Here is a 20068-nt window from a genome sequence, read left to right on the forward strand (position 1 = left end):
TTTTCAGTCGTTTATAAAAAATTCTCCGAAACCCTGAAAAAAACTGCCGAGGCAATCGTCTTTTTGTTGAGTAATCCGGTCAAGATATAGCCGGAGCGAAGACAGGAAGACAAAAGCAGTATGCGCCTCCAGATACGTATGAACGGTTCAGGGAAAAACGCGGCAAAGCCGGCACGTATGACCGTGCTTTTGGCGACAACGGCGGTGGTCGTTTCTATGTCGGTACCGGCTTTTGCGCAGAGCGGACCGAATGCCGCCAATGGTCAGCGCTCCGGTGGCGAGCAGGGTGCAACGCGGCCTTTTAATATTCCCGCCCAGCCGCTGTCCTCCGTTGTCGGCGTTTTCGGGCGGCAATCCGGTCTGCAGGTTACGCTTGCCACGCCGTCCGCCGGCAATGTGCGCACCAATGCCGTTACCGGCAGTTTTACGGTGCGGGATGCGCTGTCCCGGCTTCTGGCCGGCACGGGCGTGAATTTCCGGTTTACCGGAAGTGGCAGAACCGTCGTCATCGGCTCGGGGCAGGCCGCTGCCGATCTTTCCGGGGCGGAAGGCACTACCGTTCTGGAAGAAATTACAGTGACCGGAAAAACCGGACGCAATTCCATTGCTGGCACCGGTTATCAGGGAACGCCCGACTGGGTTTATGAAACACCCGCCAGTGTCAGCGTCGTCAGTCGCGAGGCGATCCAGTCCGCTGGCGTGCGCAACACGCGCGATGTCTTCAACCGCGTCTCCGGCGTCTATGCCGGTGAGGGCAACGGCAGCTTCCCTACCGTTTCGCCCAATATACGTGGCTTGCAGGAAAGCGGCCGCGTGGTCGTCTCCATTGATGGTGCGCGGCAGAATGCGCAGCGTGGCGCAGCTTTCGGCGGGGCCACGAGTTACACCGCGAGCGCCGGGCAGGGTTACGTCGATGTTGCCTTTATCCGTGCTGTCGAGATCGAGAAAATAACCAATGCGAGGTCGGGTAACGCGGGTTCGCTTGGCGGGAAGGTCGAGTTCCGTACCGTCAGCGCCGCCGATCTGATCCCCGAGGGTGCGAACAAGGGGGCTGAGGTGAATGTCTCCCGTGGCACCAATGGTTACGATTTTCAGGGTTCGGTTCTGGCCGCAGTTCGTGAGCCGAATGGCCCTCTCTCCTTTGTTGCCGGTTACAGCCGCACGATCATGGATGAATACAAGATCGGAACCAAGGGTGAGGCCCAAAGCACCGCTTTGACGATGAAGGATCTGCTCGGCAGGGACGGTTGGTCGACCTTTTTCAAGGGCGAAGGTGACTTCGGGGATGTGCAGACTTCGTTGTCATGGATGCATCAGCAGAATGATTTTGTTCAGGGTGCGTCCACCGTGGTCGACAGGGAAAGTGTACGCAACGACAGCGTCGTCGCGAAGCTGGACTGGGACCCCGAAAGCGAACTCATCGATTTCAAATCGTCGTTGTGGCTGAACGACAATATGACGCACGAGTTGCGATCGGCGCGCACTTATGCGGTGGAGACCAATCTAGATATGGGCCTGCGCAGCTTCGGTGGCAACTTGGAAAATACCAGTCGTTTCGACACCAAGGCGGGTGCGCTCAGCCTAAATTATGGGGCCGAAGCCTTCCGGGATATAGCCACATCCGTTGCTATGAGCTCCAAGATCAAGGAAAACCCCTCCTTTGCTACCAGCTACACGGCTTTCAGCCCCGCCGGGCGGCGCGATGTCGCGAGCCTGTTTTTAAACGGTGAGCTGGAGCCGGCGGATTGGATCACGCTAAGTGGCGGCGTGCGTTACGACTGGTCACGCCTGAAGGGATCGGCGACTTATTACAGTACCCGCAGCTATCTCGTAGACACCTCTGTCCCCTGCGATCCAGTCGGCAACCATTACACACCTCTCGACTATTTCAATCAGGTGTTCCTTCCCGCCAACCCGTCCTGGACTGCGCGCTACGCGCTTTATCTGGCGCGTGCCTGGCCTAATGCTTCGGCAGGTTGCATGCCTGGAACTGGCACAATTACGCCACCGATACCCGTTACCGACTACCCGGAGCACAATGTCGATATCGATCGCACCTACAGTGCCTGGCTACCCTCCGCCACGATTGAACTGAAACCCGTCGACTGGTTCCGTCCCTATGTGAGCTATTCCCAAAGCCTGCGTCCGCCGACAATTCTCGAGGCTCTCTTTGCCGGTGCCCGTCCGGGGGACAGCCCCGGATATGAATATGCCCCGAACACATCCCTGCGGGCCGAAAAAGCCACCACTTACGAAATCGGCGCGAATATGAGCTTTGACGGCGTGCTGCTGGACAACGATTCCGTCCGCATCAAAATGGCCGCCTTTCGCCGTGAGGTGAAGGATTACATCGCTCTCGGTTATCTCGTCACGGATCAGGTGGCGGATCGGACCTATACCAGCTTCGTCAATCTCGATGGCACGACCTATATGCGCGGCCTTGAATTCGAGGGCAATTACGATGCGCGAAGCTTCTGGCTTGGTGGCTCAGCGACGCTGCTGAAGACCGATTGGCCGGACAAAACCCAGGTTTTCTCTAACGGCACGACCACGACAAGCGGCGAGATCGTCGCATGGCCGGGTGACGTTGCACCCAAGGTGAAGCTGACGCTCGATGGCGGCATGCGTTTCTTCGAGGAAAAATTCTCTATGGGCGCACGGCTCAACCATGTCACGCCGACGCAATCGCGGACGCTCGATACGGAGGGTAATCTGCGGGAGGTAACCGATCCCTACACGACGGTGGACCTATACGGCTCCTATACCTTCAACGAAAAGGCGACGCTTCGTTTCGCGGTCAACAACCTGACCGACCGCAAATACATCCCGGCAGCCAGTGCCTATACCGCGCCGGGCCGCACATTTATCGCAACGATGAACGTGAAGTTCTGATGCGCGGAAGAAATTCTCCGGGCTGGGGTTGCAGCCCGTCCCGGAGATGAAACGCCTTCGTCACATGACAAAGGTATCCCTATTGGCCAGCAAAGGAGTACACCTATGGCTACCACAATTCAACTGACGCAGTCTTCCTCCGACCTGATCGGTTACCTCAACGGTTGGACGAGCGGTTTCGGTTCGACCTATGGTGCGTTCTACGACGCTCAGACCAGCTCTCTCGCCACTACCACTATCGATCCGAACACGACCTATGAGGCGTGGGGCGATGGCAGCAACGGTGGCAAGGGCATTGTCATGAGCGGTGCCCTGCAATACTCCCAGGGCAACCTGACAGGTTCGGTCGACAGCATCGTTCTCGGCACCGGCTACAGCCAGTCCACTAGCGGCATCGCCGTCAGCCAGCAGGAACTGTTGATCGATCCCGACGGCTCCTACTCGCTCGCAGGCGCTCGCGATCTTCTCGATCTCGCCGTTTACCAGCTTGCCCGTTTCGGCTCTCTGTCCGGCTTCTATGACTACTTCGCGGCCACCGGCACGGTGATCGAGGATACGGCCGCTTCCAATACCCTGACGGGCTTTGCCGGCGCGGACACCTTCCTATTCTCCGGCGGCAATGACGTCGTGAACGCCGGCCCGACCGGAACCTACGGTTATCAGGATGGTACGGATACGCTTGATGTTTCCGCTTGGGGTGCAACTTCGGTGAATGATTTGTTGTGGTATAACGATAACGGAAATGCCGTTATCCTTTCGGCAGCAGACACGTCCGTATCCATCACGCTCAACGGTGTCGATGCAAGCGTACTGGACGCATCGGACTTCATTTTCGCCAGCGCATCGGCGCTTGCCGCTTAAAGGAAAATCAGGCTGTGGGCTTTCAAAACCACCAGCAGACACCGCCGCAGTCCCTCACTGCGGCGGTTGTTTCGCCCCTTAAAAGCACGTTTTTCGGTGTGGCGCTCGTCAGCGGTGTGGTCAACATCCTGGCGCTGACGTCGCCCCTGTTCATGCTTCAGGTTTACGACCGGGTGCTGGCCAGCGGCAGTTTGCCGACACTTGTCGGGATCGCCATTCTTGCGCTCGGCCTCTATGGCTTCCAGTGCCTGCTCGACATCATCCGCGCCCGGGTCCTGATCCGTATCGGCGAGGACTTCGACATGCGCTATTCCGGCAAGGTGCATGATGCGGTGGTGCGCCTGCCGCTCGTCAACCGTATGCCGGGGGACGGCCTGCAGCCGCTGCGCGATCTCGACAACGTGCGCGGTTTTCTTTCCGGCACGGGGCCCACCGCCTTTTTCGATCTGCCTTGGATGCCGCTCTACCTTGGCATATGTTTTCTGTTCCATTTCTGGATCGGCGTGACGGCTCTTGCCGGTGCCGTTCTGCTTATATCCCTGACCATCTTGACGAATATGTTCTCTCAGAAGCCGATCCGCGACACCATGGTCGAAAACATGGCGCGCAACCGGCAGCTGGAAGCCTCGCGCCGCAACGCCGAAGTCGTGCAGGCCATGGGGCTCGGCGGCCGGCTTGGCAAACGCTGGCAAATCTCCAACGAGGCTTATCTCGCCGCCAACCGCAAGGCGGGCGACGTGGCCGGCGGCCTCGGCAATATCGCAAAATCCCTGCGGATCGTGCTGCAATCGGCCATTTTGGCGGTCGGCGCATGGCTGGTCATTCAGCAGGAGGCCTCAGGCGGCGTGATGATCGCCAGTTCGATCATGATGGGTCGGGCTTTGGCGCCCGTCGATCTTGCAATATCCAACTGGAAGTCCTTTGTTGCCGCCCGCCAGAGTTGGGCGCGGCTAAGGGAGCTTTTTTGCGCAGATGCCGGTAACGGCGACCGCAATGGCACTGCCGAAGCCTGAGAGAGAGTTGAAAGTCGAAAACGTCACCATCATTCCGCCGGGAGAGAGAAAACCGACCGTCGCGGGCCTTGGTTTCGTCATGACCGCCGGGAATGCGCTCGGTGTCATCGGCCCGTCCGGCTCGGGAAAATCCACCCTCTCGCGCATTCTCACCGGAGCCTGGACGCCCGCCGCCGGCAAGGTGCGGCTTGATGGTGCGAGCTTCGATCAATGGGATCGCGAAGCCCTCGGCCGCCATATCGGTTATCTGCCGCAGGGCGTGGAGCTTTTCGACGGCACGATCGGCGAAAACATTTCCCGTTTCGAGGACAATCCCGATCCCGACGCAATCATTGCCGCTGCGAAAGCCGCCGGTGCGCACGACCTGATCCTGCGCTTCGAAAAGGGGTATGACAGCGATATAGGTGAGGCCGGTTCCGCGCTTTCGGCAGGACAACGCCAGCGTATCGGTCTCGCGCGTGCGCTTTATGGCGATCCCTTCATCGTCGTGCTGGACGAGCCGAATGCCAATCTCGATGCAGAGGGCGAGGCCGCCGTCGTCAGGGCGATCGCGTCGGTCAAGGCGCGCAACGGTATCGCCATCGTCGTCGCGCATCGGCCCAGCGCGATCGGTGCCGTCGATTTCATTCTGATGATGGAGGAGGGGCGGATGAAGGCCTTCGGTCCGCGCGACGAGGTTCTCTCGAAAGTGCTGCGCACTCCGAATGCTCAAGCGGCGAAAGGTTTCACCGCATCCGCGCACACGGTTTCACCATTGCGTGTCGTCGCGAATACCCAACCTAAGACGGTGGCGGTGGAAGAGAGCGGCGAGGAGAACAGGCAGGAAGGAGATACGGATGTCAAAAATTGACCAGCGCACGCAGGTGTCCCGCTCTATCCGCAAACATCTTCTTGCCGGTCTTGCCGCAAGCGCCGCACTGCTGGCCGGCGTCGGCGGATGGGCAGCGACGACAAATCTTGCTGGCGCGGTCGTCGCGTCCGGTCATCTTGTGGTCGATTCCTATATCAAGAAGGTACAGCACCCCAAGGGTGGCGTCGTCGGTGAAATTCTGGTGAGCGAAGGTGGCAGGGTAAAGGCCGGCGACGTCGTCATGCGTCTCGACGCCACCCAGACCCGCGCTAATCTCGCCATAGTGACCAAGCGGCTGGATGAGCTGAGCGCGCGCATGGCAAGGCTGGAGGCCGAACGGGACGATCTGCCGGAACTCGTTTTTCCACAGGCTCTGGTGGCGCGCAAGGACGATCCCGATGTCGCTTCCGCAATGCGCAGCGAAACCAGGCTGTTCGAATTCCGCAAATCCTACCGTGAGGGGCGCAAAGCGCAGCTTGTGGAGCGTATCACCCAGTTCGAACATGAAATCGAAGGGTTGAGGGCACAGGAAGTCGCCTACGACAACGGGCTTGCGGTTTTGCAGGCTGAGATAACCTCGCAGAAGTCCTTACGGGAGCAGGGCATCGTGTCCGTGCAGCGGCTGAACAGCCTGCAGACCCAGGCCGCGACATTTGGCGGTGAGCGTGGCGAAAAAATCGCCTATCAGGCGCAGACGGCGGGCAGGATCACCGAAACGAAACTGCAGATCCTGCAGATCGATCAGGAATTGCGCACCGAAGTGGGCCGGGAAATGCGCGAGATACAGGCGCAGACGGGTGAATATGTTGAGCGGAAGGTCGCTGCGGAGGACGAGCTGAAGCGCATCGATATCATCGCGCCGCAATCCGGCATGGTGCATGAAATGGCGGTGCATACAGTGGGCGGCGTGGTGACGCCGGCCGACCCGATCATGCTCATCGTGCCTGATGGGGACGAACTGGCGCTCGAGGTGCAGATTGTGCCGAAGGATATAGACCAGTTGCAGGTAGGGCAAAAAGCGATGCTGCGGATGACCGCGTTCAACCAGCGCGTCACGCCGGAACTGGAAGGCCATGTCAGCCGCATCGCCGCCGATATCACCACCGACCAGAGGACCGGCCTCTCCTATTATCTGGCGCGGATTTCCATACCGGTTGCCGAGCGGGAAAAGCTGAACAATGCGCCGCTGATGCCGGGCATGCCCGCCGAGGCCTTCATCCAGACCAGCGAGCGCACCGCGCTGTCCTATATCGCCAAGCCGCTGACGGACCAGATCAACCGCGCCTTCCGGGAAGAGTAGCTGGCTTTTCTGATCGGCAGTCACGACTTGAGATCAAAGCCAGCCCAGCGCTTTCGCTGCGCGGATCGCTTCCGCGCGGCGTTTGCAATCCAGCTTGCGGAACAGGTTTCCGAGATGGAATTTTACCGTCACTTCCGAGATGTTGAGGGTCTGCGCGATCTTCTTGTTCGACATGCCGCTGGCCAGCAATTGCAGCATCTGTGCTTCCCGCTGTGAAAGCCCGCCATGCAGGGCGCGTGCCTGCGGCGAGTTGACCGAGGCGGCGAAAATCGACAGCGCGTTCCGGACATCGGAAGAGGTTTCGATGAAACCGCGGATACGGCGATTGTTCAGAAGCGGCGACAGGAATATGCGCTCCTCCGACAGGACGCCGTTGCAGCCAAGGCGCGTCGCCGATTCAAGTGCGTTGAGGATATGGGCGCGGGCGCCGGCACTGTCACGACGCTGGTGTGCGGCATAGCTCTGCCATATTCTGAGCGCGACCTTTTCGCGGTTGGTGACCTTGGGGTTGGCGATCATTGCATCCATCTGCCGGGCGAGATAGGCGCGCGGCGTGAAAAGATGTACCGCGTCGCGGAGCCAGGCCATCACATAGGCGATTTCGTCGCGCCGCGTGAGCCGGGCAAGGTCCTCATTTGCGCTCTCCACCCAGTTGCGACCCATCGGCATGCGAATTGCCGATAGCGTTGCTGCCGCATCCGCCCAGCGGTTGGCGTTCTGGTAGGCGATGGCCGTTCTGATCTCCATCATCGCATGGAATTGCAGCCCTTCCGAAAGGTGAATCCACAGGCCGTCGAGAAAGCCCGGACGAACGGTCATCGGAAAATGATCGATCAGCACCTGCGAGGCATAATGCAGGGCAAACTGCATCAGGCTCGGCCATATCTCGGAGGCGGCGAAGTGGTCGAATTCATGCTCGACGAAGTGCAACAGGTCGCGCGGTTTTCCCGCCTCATAGGCAAGGCAGGCTTCCGCCAGCCGCAGCATTCGGAACTCCTGCGCGGCGTCGTGTGGCACCTGTTCCAACCTCGTGCGCGCATCCTGTGCCGCGCGACGGGCCAAGAGCACATCACCGCTCATCAGTCGCAGGACGATCTGGTGCAGATGGATGAAGAATTCGAGCAGCGGCTGCCCGCCCATCTTGCGCAGATAGATAAGCGCGCGGGCGGCAGCGGCCTCGGCCTCGCGAAAATTACGGCGGCGGATTTCGAATTCCAGCAACGCATTGTAATAGGCCGCCCATTTGCCGTGATCGTCCATGGGGTAATCGGCCATGAATTCCCCGAGGCGCGTTATCACAGCGTCATTGGGGGTCAGGTCCTCGGCAATCATCAGGTTCAGCCGGAAGGTGCGGGCGGCAAAGGAAAAACGCGAACCGCGGGCAAGCACCTTGAGTGGATCGAGATAATCCGAACCCAGGCTCTTGCCAAGCAGATGGCGCACGCGTTGCAATTCGCCCTGTTTCAGCAATGCGCGGGTGACGGCGAAGAGGACTGTTTCATTCGCCGCGATCATGTCCTGCGAAAACCGCATGATGATCTCGCGAAATCTGTCGACGCTGCTTCGGTAGATCAGTTCGCGCCCATGGGCGCGTTCTAGGATTTGCGCGGCGTGGGTCTCATAACCGCGGTCAAGCAACATGGCCATTGCCGCAAGCGCCCGCCCTTCCTTCTCGAATGCGGAAGCGACCTCTACCACTGCCCTGCCAGCCTGTAATGTGGCGAGACGTTCTCCCGCTGCCACGGTCAGAAGCCTTATCAGTGTGCCGTGTTTTTCCGGGTTTGCGATCAGGAAGGGCGGCAGAAGTTCTGCCCATTCAGCGTCGGGTTCTGCCGAGGGATTTTCCAGCCAGAGCGAAAGCGCGACCGTCTGGGCCGGTGACAGATGCGGCAGATAATTTTCCCGCAGATAGTCAACGCATAGTTTTTCGTCGGCGAGGCGAGCGAGAGACAGAAAGGCCGGCCACCCCGCATAATCATCGAGCGCCAGACGCTTCTGTTCTGTTGGAAGGCCCGCGGTCTCATCTTGGCCAAAGGCCAGTTCATTTGCTCCGATCGTCAGCGAACCACGATGCAATATTTGCCGCGCCAGCCCGCTGATACGTTGATCCGGACGGCAGGCGATGACCACGAAACGCACGGTTTCCAGAATAGGGGCGGGCATGCGGACCGCGCGTGCGAAGACCGGCACATCCCATAGCAGACAGCCTTTTGCCGCCTCATCACTTCTGGGCTGGTGCGTCCGGCATACCTCGGTCCCCAGCTCTTGTGCCAGCAAGTCCATAAGAACGCTTTTCCCGGCGCCCGCCGGCGCGCGCAGAAAGATCACGCCTGCGGTTTCGCTGGCGATACGGCGGCAGAGTGTGGTGCGCGGCAGAAGCGTCATTCAGACAGGGATAGGAGATCTTAATTCAAAAACCTATACTCATTTATCAAAAAACTATACCTTTCTGAGATTGTTCAAAAGGACATGTGGTGAAAACTTGTGCTCAGGAAACTGATGCACAAGGAACGGTCCACCGATGCAGCAACATCCGCTGGTCGCGATTTTGAACAGGCTCGGCGCTTTCGTACTGGTCATGATCGCCCTGTCCATCATGATTTTTGCTCTAGCCCGTGTGGTGCCGGGTGATCCCGCCCGCATGGCGCTCGGCCCTGCGGCAACACAGGAACAAGTTGATGCGCTGCGCGGCGAGATGGGTCTCGATAAGCCGCTCTCCGCCCAATACCTCGACTACATCGGCAACGCCCTGCACGGTGACCTGGGCTTCTCGCTGGTTTCCCAGCGCCCCGTCACCACCGATCTGGCCCAGACCGTTCCTGCGACCGTCGAACTGGTTCTGGTCTCAGTCATCTTCATGTTTGCCGTCGCCATCCCGCTCGGCGTCATCACGGCGCATTACCGCGACCGTCCGCTCGACCATATCGGCCGTATCCTCTCGCTCACCGGCGTGACGATCCCGAGCTTTTTGTTTGCCATCACGCTGCAATTGCTGGCCGCTCGCTTTCTCTCCGGCTGGCCGATCATCGGTAGGATCGATCACTCACTTGGCTGGCAGGGTGGCCCGACGGGCTTCATCCTGATCGACGGTACGCTTGCCGGACGGTTCGATGTAGTGCTGGATGCGCTGAAGCACCTTGCGCTGCCGGCCTTTGCGCTCTCCATGGCCGGTATCGGCCAGATCACCCGCATCACGCGTTCCTCGATGATCGAGAACCAGCGCAAGGATCACGTGCTCACCCTGCAAAGCTTCGGCGTGCCGGAGCGGGTCATCATCTTCCGTTATCTGCTGAAGCTTTCCTCCATCGCGCCGCTGACGATCATGGGGCTCGAATTCGCCTCGCTGATCGGCAATGCCTTCGTGATCGAAATGGTCTTCGCCTGGGGCGGATTCGCGTCCTACGGGCTGAACGCCATCCTTCAGAAAGACCTCAATGCCGTGACTGCCGTGGTGCTGGTGGCCGGCCTGTTCTTCATCGTTGCGAACCTGATCGTTGATGTCCTGATCTCGATCATCGACCCGCGCCTGCGCCGCAAGGAGGCTCGCTGATGGCTGATATGAAAATGCTCGAACCCACCGATCGGGGCTTAAGCGCCGGTTACATGATGTGGTACCGCTTCAGCCGCAATCCGGCAGCGGTCATCGGTTCGCTGATCCTGTTGTCGGTGCTGGTTCTGGCGATCTTTGCGCCCTGGCTTACACCCTATCCCAAACATATCGGCGCGGTCGTCGATTTCCGTGCCCGCCACATGCCGCCGGATCTGGAGCACTGGTTCGGAACCGACAAGGCCGGACGCGACATCTTTTCCCGTACTGTCTTCGGGCTCAGGGTCTCGCTTCTTCTCGTCATCGGCGTGCTCGGCATCTCGGTCCCGGTCGGCACTGTGCTTGGCCTGGTCGCCGGTTATTTCGGCGGCTGGACCGAGAAAATCATCAGTGGCCTGACGAATGTGATGCTGGCCATGCCGCCCCTCGTCATGGCGCTGGCGGTCTCCAACCTGCTGGAACCCACCTTGATGAACGCCATGATCGCGATCACGCTTCTATGGTGGACCTGGCATGCGCGGCTGATCTATTCGGTGTCGAAATCCATCGCATCCGAGGACTACATCGAAGCGGCACGTCTTGCAGGTGCGGGTCCGCTGCACATTCTCTTTCGCGAAATTCTGCCCAATTGCGTCTCGGTCATATCAGTCAAGACGACGCTGGATGCGGCATTCGTCATCCTCTTTGGCGCGACGCTGAGTTTCCTCGGTTTCGGCGTCAAACCGCCAACTCCCGATCTCGGCTCAATGGTTGCCGATGGGCGCCAGTTCATGCCGGATTTCTGGTGGGAAGTCCTCTGCCCCGGCGCGGCCGTGCTTTACGTGACGCTGGGTTTCAATCTGCTGGGCGACGGCCTGCGTGACATGTTCGACGTGGAAAGCTAAAGCCATGACTGAACCGCTTCTTAAAGTCGAAAACCTCAACGTCACCTTCACCAACTACGGTCGCACGCGCCAGGTGCTGCGCGATGTCGCCTTCACAGTCTCAGCCGGCGAGCGGGTGGCGCTGATCGGCGAAACCGGATCGGGTAAATCGGTCACCGCCAAGGCGATCATCGGCACTTTGCCGAAGAATGCCACTATTGCCTCCGGCGCCATTGTCATCGACGGGCGGGATGTGCTCGCCATGCCGCGAAGGGAACGCGAGGCGCTGAAGGGAACGGCGTTTTCGCTGATCATGCAGGACCCGCTGTCTTCCTTCAATCCGGTCTTCAAGATCGGCACGCATCTCGATGATGTCATGCGCTTTGCCGACAAGCGCAACGGCATCAACTCGTCCAAGGCAGAGCGCCGCACCCGTATCGCAGCGGTTCTGCGCCGCGTGCAGCTTGGCGATACCGAGCGGGTCATGAATGCCTATCCGTCCGAGCTTTCGGGCGGCATGCGCCAGCGCGTGTTGATCGGGCTTGCGTTGCTGCATCAGCCGAAGCTCCTCATCGCGGATGAGCCCGGCACCGCGCTCGACGTCACCACGCAGGACGAAATTCTCAATCTCATCAACCAGCTGGTTGCCGAAGAAAATATGGCGCTGCTGATGATCACCCATAATCTCGGTGTCGTACGTAAGGTGGCGGATCGGGTCGTGGTTATGCACCATGGCGACATCGTCGAGACCGGTCCCTGCACGCAAATCCTGCACGCTCCCGCTGCGGACTACACGCGTTCGCTGCTGGATGCGGTGCCGCCGCTCTACGGTCCGCGTGTCGCCGATCTGGCGCAGAGCACACGCTCGCCGATCGTTACCATCGAGGGCCTGAACAAGATTTACGGCAGACGCAACGGTTACCACGCCGTGCGCGACGTGAACCTGACGCTGAAGGACGGCGAAATTTTCGGTCTTGCGGGCGAGTCCGGTTCTGGAAAAACCTCGGTCGCCCGGATGATCATGGGACTTTCTCGCCCGACCTCCGGCAATCTTGTCATCGACGCCCCATCTCCCGGGCGTGGCAAGCGGCTGACGCAGATCGTCTATCAAAATCCGGGCACTTCCCTTAATCCGAAGCGCACGGTCAGGCAGACGCTTAACCTGCCGTTGAAATCCATCGGTATGGACGGTGAGGCGCGCGAACGCCGGATGCAGGAACTGATGGGGCTGGTGCGATTGCCGCAATCCTATCTCGGTAAATATCCGCATGAACTTTCCGGCGGACAGAAGCAGCGTGTCGCCATTGCCCGTGCACTCGCGGCTGAACCGAAGATCCTCATCCTCGACGAGCCGACGGCGGCGCTTGATGTCTCCGTGCAGAAGACCGTTATCGACCTTCTGCTGCAGCTGCGGGAAGAGCTTGGCCTGACCTATCTGATGATCTCGCACGACCTCTCGCTGATGCGCAATTTCTGTTCGCGCATCGCTATCATGCTGCGTGGCGAGATCGTCGAGGAAGGGGTGACGTCTGCGGTTTTCGCCGAGCCGAAGCATCCCTACACCCGCGCCCTTATCGCGGCGATCCCCGTCGTCACCGACGAGGAAGAGCGCCTGAAACCCACCGTGACAGAGGAAGAGCGTATGCGCTTCCTCGTAAAAACGACCGATTGATAAAAGAGGAGCCTGACGTGTATCGCGTTGGAATTGACGTCGGCGGCACAAATACCGATGCCGTTGTGTTACAGGAAAAGACTGTTCTGGCGGGGGTGAAAGCCTCCACCACCGAAGATGTGACGTCCGGTGTCATCGAAGCCCTTGAAAAGGTGATCGAGGCGTCGGGCATCGACAGGGCACACATCGGTGCCGTGATGATAGGCACCACGCATTTCACCAATGCGGTGATCGAGCGGCGGCATATGGACGAGGTCGCCGCCATCCGGATCGGCCTGCCGTCCGGCGCCGGCCTGCCGCCGATGGTCGACTGGCCGGATGACCTCCGGGAAATCGTTGGTAACCACGGTTATCAGGTCCGCGGCGGATATGAATTCGACGGTCGCGAAATCTCAGCCCTCGATGAGGACGAAATCTTCCGCATCGCCGCCGATATCCGCGCAAAGGGCCTGAAGGCCGCGGCCGTCACCTGCGTCTTCAGCGGCATCAATGATGCGATGGAAGTGCGGGCGAAGGATATCCTGCAGGAGCGCTGCCCCGGCCTGCCGGTGGTTATGTCCAAGGATATCGGACGGCATGGTCTGCTCGCCCGCGAAAGTGCTGCGATCATGAATGCCAGCCTTCTTTCGCTTGCGGACCGCACCGTTGCCGCTTTCGGCGAGGCGCTGAAGGCAGCGGGCATAACCTGCCCGTTCTACATCACCCAGAACGACGGCACGCTGATGGCGGCGGATGTGGTGCGCGGCTTCCCTGTGCTCACCTTCGCCTCCGGCCCGACGAATTCCATGCGCGGCGCTGCTTTCCTCACCGGCCTCAAGGATGCCGTGGTCGTGGATGTCGGCGGCACCACCTCCGATGTCGGCTCGCTGTCGCACGGCTTTCCGCGCCAGGCGTCCACGACGGTGGATATTGGTGGCGTGCGCACCAATTTCCGCATGCCGGATGTGTTCTCGATCGGTCTCGGTGGCGGCTCGCTGGTGGTCAATGGCGAACATGGCCTCACCGTTGGCCCGAAATCAGTCGGTTACCGCGTCCGCCGTGAGGCGCTCTGCTTCGGCGGCACGACCCTGACTGCAACCGATATCGCTGTCGCCTCCGGCAAGGCGGACGTGGGCGAGAAGGCTCTGGTTTCCACTCTGGACAAGCGGCTGGTGGATGCCGCAGTCAAAAAGATCAACGACATGCTCGAGTCCTGTGTGGAACGCAGCCGCATCTCGTCATCACCGGTGCCGGTGATCGCCGTTGGCGGCGGCTCCATTCTCATGCCTGACCGTATCGGTGATCTGGACGTCATCCGCCCCGAGAATTTCGCGGTGGCGAATGCCGTGGGTGCAGCGATCGCGCAGATTAGCGGCGAGACGGACCGCGTCTTCTCGCTGATCGAGGGGCGCACGCGTGAAAGCGCGCTTGCGGAGGCGGAGGCCGAGGCACGCGAAAAGGCGATTGCGGCTGGTGCAGTGGCCGAAACGCTGGAAGTCATCGAGCGCGAGGATATGCCGCTTGCCTATCTGCCCGGCAATGCCACCCGCATTCATGTGAAAGTCGTTGGAGAAATGGGAGCCAATCATGGCTGAGACGCGCAAGCTGAAATATGACGAAGCGGCATTGCGTACGCTGACGAGGGAAGATCTCGACGCGCTGGAAATCGGTGCGGGCATTCTCGGCACTGGCGGCGGCGGCAATCCCTATCTGGGCAAGCTGCTTGCACTCGAGGCCATGAAGGCCGGTTACGAGATGAAGATCCTTGCGACAGACGCCATCGAGCCGGACGCGCTTTGCATGTCCATCGGCGGCATTGGCGCCCCCGTTGTCGGCGTGGAGCGCATTCGCGAGGGCCGTGAGGGTCTGCGTTGCCTGCGCGCCATGGAAGAGCTGATCCGCACGCCGGTAGACGCCATCGTCTGCGAGGAAATCGGTGGCTCGAACTCCATGAACCCGCTGGTGACGGCGGCGCTTGGTGGCCTGCCGATCCTCGATTGCGACGGCATGGGCCGGGCTTTCCCAGAGATGCAGATGACGACCTTCTCCATCTACGGCCACAGTTCGACGCCATCGGTGATGTGCGACCTGCACGGCAATGCCGTGATCTTCAGCCACGCCGTTTCCGAAGTCTGGCACGAGCGCATGGCCCGTGCCTGCGTCGTTTCTCAGGGCGGCGGCGCAATGCTGGCGACCGCGCCGATGCAGGCGCACTACGTGCACCAGTATGGTATTCCGAAAACCTACACCAAGGCGATCGCGCTCGGCGAGGCGGTGATCCGTGCCCGCAAGCAGCAGGAAGACCCGATTGCGGCAGTCTGCGCGCTTGAAGGCGGACGGCGCATCTTCAACGGCAAGATCACCGATCTGAAACGCCATCTGCGCGGCGGTTTCGCCGTGGGCGATGTCGAGCTTTCCGGCTTCGACGATTGCTCGGGTCAGACGGCGAGCGTGGCGATCCAGAACGAATTCCTGCTGTTCCGCCGTGACGGCAAGGTGGAAGTGACCGTTCCTGATCTGATCGTTTTGCTCGATGTCGATACCGGTTACCCGATCACCACCGAAGTCCTGCGTTACGGCCAGCGCGTGGCCGTGGTCGCGATCCCCTGCCACGATCTGCTGCGCAGCGCCCGCGCGCTCGAAGTCGTTGGACCGGCGGCTTTCGGTTACCCGGACATTCCTTTCTCACCGCTGCCCGTCCCGGTCGGCAAGGCTGCCTAACCATAAGCGGGGCAAATGACCCGCAATAAAGAGGAGAACGACAATGAAAATGCCAGGACTTCCTTCCCGCCTTGCCGTGCTTGCGCTCGGCACGGCAATCGCGTTGCCGCTTGTTTCTTCCGCTGCTTTTGCGGAGGACAAGGTTTCGGTCGCGGTCAACACCATGCAGATATTCAGCTCGCTCGACCCGGCGAAAGTGACTGACTATACCGGCTACATGGCCATCGTGAACATGTATGACGGCCTGACCACGGTGAATGCCAAGGGCGAAATCGTGCCGCATCTGGCAAAGTCCTGGGATATTTCTGAAGACGGCCTGACCTATACCTTCCATCTGCGCGACGATGCGAAGTTCCAGGATGGCACGGCGGTCAAGGCTGCCGATCTCGTCTGGTCGGTGCAGCGCCTGCTCGGCATCAACAAGGGTCCGTCGAACCTCATCGTCGGCGTGCTGAAGCCCGAAAACGTCAGCGCGCCTGATGATGCGACGCTCGTCATGAAGATCGAGCGTCAGTTTTCGCCCTTCATGGCCTCCACGCCGCTGATGATGGCGTTGAACAAGACGTTGATCGAAGCCAATGCCAAGCCCGAAGACAAGTGGGGCGAGTCCTATGTGGGCGAACATTCCGCCGGTTCCGGCCCATACAAGCTCGTCAGCTACAACCGTTCTGCCGATATGGTCATTGCCCGCAATGCGGACTATTTCCTTGGCTGGACCAAGGGCAAGCCGATCGACGAAGTACGCTTCGTCCAGACGAGCGACGACGCTACCGTCAAGGCGCTGGCTGAAAAGGGCGAACTTGGCCTTTCCTCGCACGGCCTTGGCAACGACACCTATGAATCCATCGGCCGGATGAAGGGTTACAAGCTCATCCAGACCCGCACCGCCGGCGGTTTCGTCATCAAGCTCAACACCAAGGTTTACCCGACCGACGACGTTCACGTTCGTCGCGCCATTGCCTATGCGACGGATTACAAGACGATCCAGGAAGTGATCTATCCCGGTTTCGACATGCAGGGGCCGCTATCCGACGCTTTCAAGGACGCGCATAACGGCGATATTCAGCCCGGCGTCTACGATCTGGAAAAGGCGAAGGAAGAACTGGCGAAGTCGAAATATGCCGGCCAGAAAATCACGCTGGTCAACAGCTATGTCGCTTCGCTGGCCTTCGAGGCGGAAGTGGCGCTGCTTTTGCAATCCAGCCTCGAGCAAATCGGTATTACGCTCGATATCAAGCCAGAGCCGTGGAACCGTATCGTTGAGCTTTCCTCCAAGCCTGAAACGACGCCTGCGTCGACGCAGGTGAATATCTCGCCGACCTATCCGTCTCCGGATGCGATGTTCTACAACCAGTATCACTCCAAGGCATCAGGCACATGGATGTCGATGGAATGGCTGCAGAACGCGGAAATCGACGGGTTGGTCGACAAGGTCCGTGCCACGACCGATACCAGCGAACAGAACGCAACCTACAAGGAACTGCAGACCAAGATCGCCGATCTTCAACCGGATGTGTGGGCGGTTGCGCCGAACCGCCGTTATGCGGCGAACAAGTGCCTTCAGGGTTACGAGTTCATTCCCATGCAGAGCTGGGACCTGAACTTCTCCAACTTCCATTGGGACTGCAAGGCGGAGTGATCTCCGTCCCATGAAAAGCGGTCCCGCCGCATGGCGGGGCCGATGAGACTTGGAACGATAAAGGGAAGGAGCATCGCTTGCGCCGGAAAGGCTGCGGCATGCCCGAGGATGACGCATGATCCAGGAATTTTCCGAAGACGACATCGAACCTCTTGCCACCGGCGCCTGGATTCTGGGAACGGGCGGTGGAGGCAATCCCTATATCTCGACGCTCAATCTGCGCCGTCTTTATGCCGAAGGCAGACGGGTGAAGGTCATGGACCCCATGGCGCTTGCTGATGACGACATGGTTGCGGTCGTCTCCAAGATGGGTGCACCGCTTGTTGGTCAGGAACGGCTGGGAGACCCCGTTCATCTTGCCCGCGCGGTCGAGGTCATGGAGGATTATCTCGGCAAGCCTTTCCGGGCGATCATGAGCGTGGAAATCGGCGGTTCGAATGCGTTATCGTCCTTCCTCGCCGCCGCCATGCTCGACCGTCCCGTCGTCAATGCCGATGCCATGGGACGTGCTTATCCCGAAGCGCAGATGACCTCATTCGCCATCGGCAATCTGCCGATGTTTCCATTATCGCTGGTCGATGTACGAGACAATGAGGTGATCGTGACACGCGCTGCATCGTGGAAATGGATGGAGCGCATCTCGCGCAAGGTCTGCACCGAAGTTGGTTCCACCGCCGCCACCTGCAAGGCGCCGCGCACCGGCAAGGAAGTGAAGGAATGGGGCATTCATTACACCGTCACAAAGGCGACCGAACTCGGGCGCGCGGTGATGGAGGCGCGTGCACGCCATGATGACCCGGTTCAGGCGGTTCTCAACCATGAGGGTGGCAAACAGTTGTTCCGCGGCAAGGTGGTGGATGTCGCCCGCGAGACCACCGGTGGCTTTCTGCGCGGCAGTACGACCATTGAAGGCATCGACGCCGATCGCGGCTCACGCATGGAACTTGCCTTCCAGAACGAGTGGGCGGTCGCCTTCCGCGACGGCCAGCCGGTCGCCATGACGCCGGATTTGATCTGCCTTCTCGACACTGTTTCGGGCAGCGCCATCGGCACGGAATCGGTGCGCTATGGCCAGCGTGTCACGGTTATCGCCCTGCGGGCGCCGGAACTCTTGACGACGCCTGCCGGCATTGCTGCCGTTGGCCCGCGTGCCTTCGGTTATGACATTGATTTCAGATCGGTATTCCCATGAAACGCATCGGTATTGACGTTGGCGGCACCAATACGGATGCCGTTCTGATCGATGGAGACGCCATCGTTGCCTCGATCAAGGTTCCGACCACGCAGGATGTCCTGTCCGGCGTGAAGGCGGCCCTCGCTCACATGTCTGGCCATGTCGGCACGGCAGATCGCCCGATCGATGCGGTTATGATCGGCACCACCCATTTCACCAATGCTGTCGTGGAGCGCGCCCGGCTGGAGCGAGTTGCGGCCATCCGCATCGCGTTGCCGACCGGCTCTTCACTGCCGCCCATGTGCGACTGGCCGAAGGATCTCTACGAGGCTGTCGATCCGCTGATCTTCATGGTTCATGGTGGCCATGAATACGATGGCAGTCCGCTGGTGCCGATGATCCCGGATGAAATCCGTGAAGCGGCGATGAAAATCCGCGATGCAGGCATTACCTCGATCGCCATTTCGGCAACCTTTTCGCCGCTGACCACGGAGTGCGAGGTGAGGGCGGCGGAGATTGTCCGTTCGGTGATCCCCGATGCACGCATCACGCTTTCCCATACGCTGGGCCGTATCGGGCTTCTGGAGCGCGAAAACGTTGCACTTCTGAATGCCGCCTTGCAGACCCTTGGCAGGACCACGGTACAGGCATTTTCGGATGCGCTGCGCGAAGCAGGTGTGAAGGCGCCGTTTTATCTTACACAGAATGACGGCACCGTGGCGCTTGCGGATGTGGCTGCCGCAAACCCCGTGCACAGCTTCGCTTCCGGCCCGACCAATTCGATGCGTGGTGCGGCTTTTCTCACCGGGCTTTCCGATGCCATGGTGGTGGATGTCGGCGGCACTACCTCCGATATTGGTTGCCTTGTCGGTGGTTTTCCGCGTGAGGCAAATAATATTGTCCATATTGGCGGGGTCCGCACCCTGTTCCGCATGCCCGATCTTCTACCTGTAGCACTGGGCGGCGGCACCATTGTCGACCCGCAGACAGGCAAGATCGGCCCACGCTCGGTTGGGTATCGCATCCTGACCGAAGCCCGCGTTTTCGGCGGCGAGACACTGACGGCATCGGATATCGCCGTTGCGGCAGGCCTGATCGAGATGGGCGACAGGGATCGTGTGAAGGGCCTCGATCCGGCATTCGTGCAGGCGACGCTCGGCCGTATCCGCGACATGGTGGCCGACAGTTTCGACCAGATGAAGACATCAGCCGAAGACGTGCCGCTGGTTGCGGTCGGCGGCGGCGCATTCCTGATACCGGAGCAGGTGCCGGGCGCATCCGAGGTGCTGCGTGTGGAAAATGCAGGCGTTGCCAATGCGCTCGGCGCAGCGATGGCGCAGGTGTCCGGTGAGGTGGATCAGGTCTTTTCCGGGTTGAGCCGCGACGAGGCCCTTGCGAAAGCCGAGACCGAAGCGCAGAACGCAGCGGTCGCTTCGGGAGCGGAGCGCGCGAGCCTCAAGACGCTTGAGGTGGAGGATATTCCCATCGCCTATTTGCCAGGCGGCGCTCGCAGGGTCCGCGTGCGTGTTATCGGCGATATAGCCTTTCATTGATGGT

12 protein-coding genes and 1 pseudogene are annotated in these 20068 nt (G+C 60.1%); 12 read left to right on the forward strand and 1 reads right to left on the reverse strand.

The genetic code is table 11. The features are described 5' to 3' along the window. Positions 1-120 precede the first annotated feature (120 nt). The 4 genes and pseudogenes from QE432_RS06785 to QE432_RS06800 all read left to right on the forward strand — a co-directional run bounded on the left by QE432_RS06785 (position 121) and on the right by QE432_RS06800 (position 6916). Positions 121-2892, forward strand: a complete 2772-nt coding sequence (locus QE432_RS06785) for a TonB-dependent receptor (RefSeq protein ID WP_065687779.1) — start codon at positions 121-123, stop codon at positions 2890-2892. 105 nt (positions 2893-2997) lie between these two features. Further along, on the forward strand, positions 2998-3753 hold the full coding sequence (locus tag QE432_RS06790; RefSeq protein ID WP_065687778.1) for a hypothetical protein: 756 nt from the start codon (positions 2998-3000) through the stop codon (positions 3751-3753). Between the two features lie 14 nt (positions 3754-3767). Beyond that, positions 3768-5616 (forward strand): annotated as a pseudogene (locus QE432_RS06795) (type I secretion system permease/ATPase). Beyond that, positions 5603-6916 (forward strand): HlyD family type I secretion periplasmic adaptor subunit, encoded by a 1314-nt coding sequence (locus QE432_RS06800; RefSeq protein ID WP_065687776.1) that lies wholly within the window; start codon positions 5603-5605, stop codon positions 6914-6916. Before QE432_RS06795 ends, QE432_RS06800 begins: the two are co-directional and overlap by 14 nt. A gap of 33 nt (positions 6917-6949) precedes the next feature. Here the strand turns inward: QE432_RS06800 and QE432_RS06805 are convergent, their stop codons facing one another. Then, positions 6950-9301, reverse strand: a complete 2352-nt coding sequence (locus QE432_RS06805; protein WP_161986913.1) for a helix-turn-helix transcriptional regulator — start codon at positions 9299-9301, stop codon at positions 6950-6952. Positions 9302-9437: 136 nt separating this feature from the next. On the opposite strand from QE432_RS06805, the gene QE432_RS06810 reads away from it, so the two are divergent. The 8 genes from QE432_RS06810 to QE432_RS06845 all read left to right on the forward strand — a co-directional run bounded on the left by QE432_RS06810 (position 9438) and on the right by QE432_RS06845 (position 20064). Further along, a complete protein-coding gene (locus QE432_RS06810) occupies positions 9438-10466 on the forward strand; it encodes an ABC transporter permease (protein ID WP_111782960.1) in 1029 nt (342 codons plus the stop codon). After that, positions 10466-11347 (forward strand): ABC transporter permease, encoded by an 882-nt coding sequence (locus QE432_RS06815; RefSeq protein ID WP_019564714.1) that lies wholly within the window; start codon positions 10466-10468, stop codon positions 11345-11347. The genes QE432_RS06810 and QE432_RS06815 overlap by 1 nt, the downstream gene beginning before the upstream one ends. A 4-nt stretch (positions 11348-11351) precedes the next feature. Further along, on the forward strand, positions 11352-12998 hold the full coding sequence (locus QE432_RS06820) for an ATP-binding cassette domain-containing protein (RefSeq protein WP_035199488.1): 1647 nt from the start codon (positions 11352-11354) through the stop codon (positions 12996-12998). 17 nt (positions 12999-13015) lie between these two features. Further along, positions 13016-14572 carry a hydantoinase/oxoprolinase N-terminal domain-containing protein gene (locus QE432_RS06825; RefSeq protein ID WP_065688002.1) on the forward strand — a complete coding sequence of 519 codons (1557 nt, stop codon included), beginning with the start codon at positions 13016-13018 and terminating at the stop codon, positions 14570-14572. Continuing rightward, entirely contained in the window at positions 14565-15698 is a 1134-nt protein-coding gene (locus QE432_RS06830; protein WP_013761623.1) for a DUF917 domain-containing protein, read from the forward strand. Before QE432_RS06825 ends, QE432_RS06830 begins: the two co-directional genes overlap by 8 nt. A gap of 43 nt (positions 15699-15741) precedes the next feature. Next, positions 15742-17337: an ABC transporter substrate-binding protein gene (locus QE432_RS06835; protein ID WP_065687773.1), complete on the forward strand. Its 1596-nt coding sequence runs from the start codon at positions 15742-15744 to the stop codon at positions 17335-17337. A 115-nt stretch (positions 17338-17452) separates the two neighbouring features. After that, positions 17453-18529: a DUF917 domain-containing protein gene (locus QE432_RS06840; RefSeq protein WP_065687772.1), complete on the forward strand. Its 1077-nt coding sequence runs from the start codon at positions 17453-17455 to the stop codon at positions 18527-18529. Then, entirely contained in the window at positions 18526-20064 is a 1539-nt protein-coding gene (locus QE432_RS06845) for a hydantoinase/oxoprolinase N-terminal domain-containing protein (RefSeq protein ID WP_065687771.1), read from the forward strand. Before QE432_RS06840 ends, QE432_RS06845 begins: the two co-directional genes overlap by 4 nt. The last annotated feature ends 4 nt before the right edge of the window (positions 20065-20068 follow it).

The organism is Agrobacterium sp. SORGH_AS_0745 (assembly GCF_030818995.1).
In the GTDB taxonomy this organism is placed as follows: Bacteria; Pseudomonadota; Alphaproteobacteria; order Rhizobiales; family Rhizobiaceae; genus Agrobacterium; species Agrobacterium tumefaciens.

Bases quoted from the DNA above. Each gene is read 5' to 3' on its own strand.
- QE432_RS06815 (WP_019564714.1), top strand. From the start codon at position 10,466: ATGGCTGATATGAAAATGCTCGAACCCACCGATCGGGGCTTAAGCGCC.
- QE432_RS06830 (WP_013761623.1), top strand. From the start codon at position 14,565: ATGGCTGAGACGCGCAAGCTGAAATATGACGAAGCGGCATTGCGTACG.
- QE432_RS06785 (WP_065687779.1), top strand. From the start codon at position 121: ATGCGCCTCCAGATACGTATGAACGGTTCAGGGAAAAACGCGGCAAAG.
- QE432_RS06820 (WP_035199488.1), top strand. From the start codon at position 11,352: ATGACTGAACCGCTTCTTAAAGTCGAAAACCTCAACGTCACCTTCACC.
- QE432_RS06835 (WP_065687773.1), top strand. From the start codon at position 15,742: ATGAAAATGCCAGGACTTCCTTCCCGCCTTGCCGTGCTTGCGCTCGGC.
- QE432_RS06840 (WP_065687772.1), top strand. From the start codon at position 17,453: ATGATCCAGGAATTTTCCGAAGACGACATCGAACCTCTTGCCACCGGC.
- QE432_RS06800 (WP_065687776.1), top strand. From the start codon at position 5,603: ATGTCAAAAATTGACCAGCGCACGCAGGTGTCCCGCTCTATCCGCAAA.
- QE432_RS06790 (WP_065687778.1), top strand. From the start codon at position 2,998: ATGGCTACCACAATTCAACTGACGCAGTCTTCCTCCGACCTGATCGGT.
- QE432_RS06845 (WP_065687771.1), top strand. From the start codon at position 18,526: ATGAAACGCATCGGTATTGACGTTGGCGGCACCAATACGGATGCCGTT.
- QE432_RS06810 (WP_111782960.1), top strand. From the start codon at position 9,438: ATGCAGCAACATCCGCTGGTCGCGATTTTGAACAGGCTCGGCGCTTTC.
- QE432_RS06805 (WP_161986913.1), bottom strand. From the start codon at position 9,301: ATGACGCTTCTGCCGCGCACCACACTCTGCCGCCGTATCGCCAGCGAA.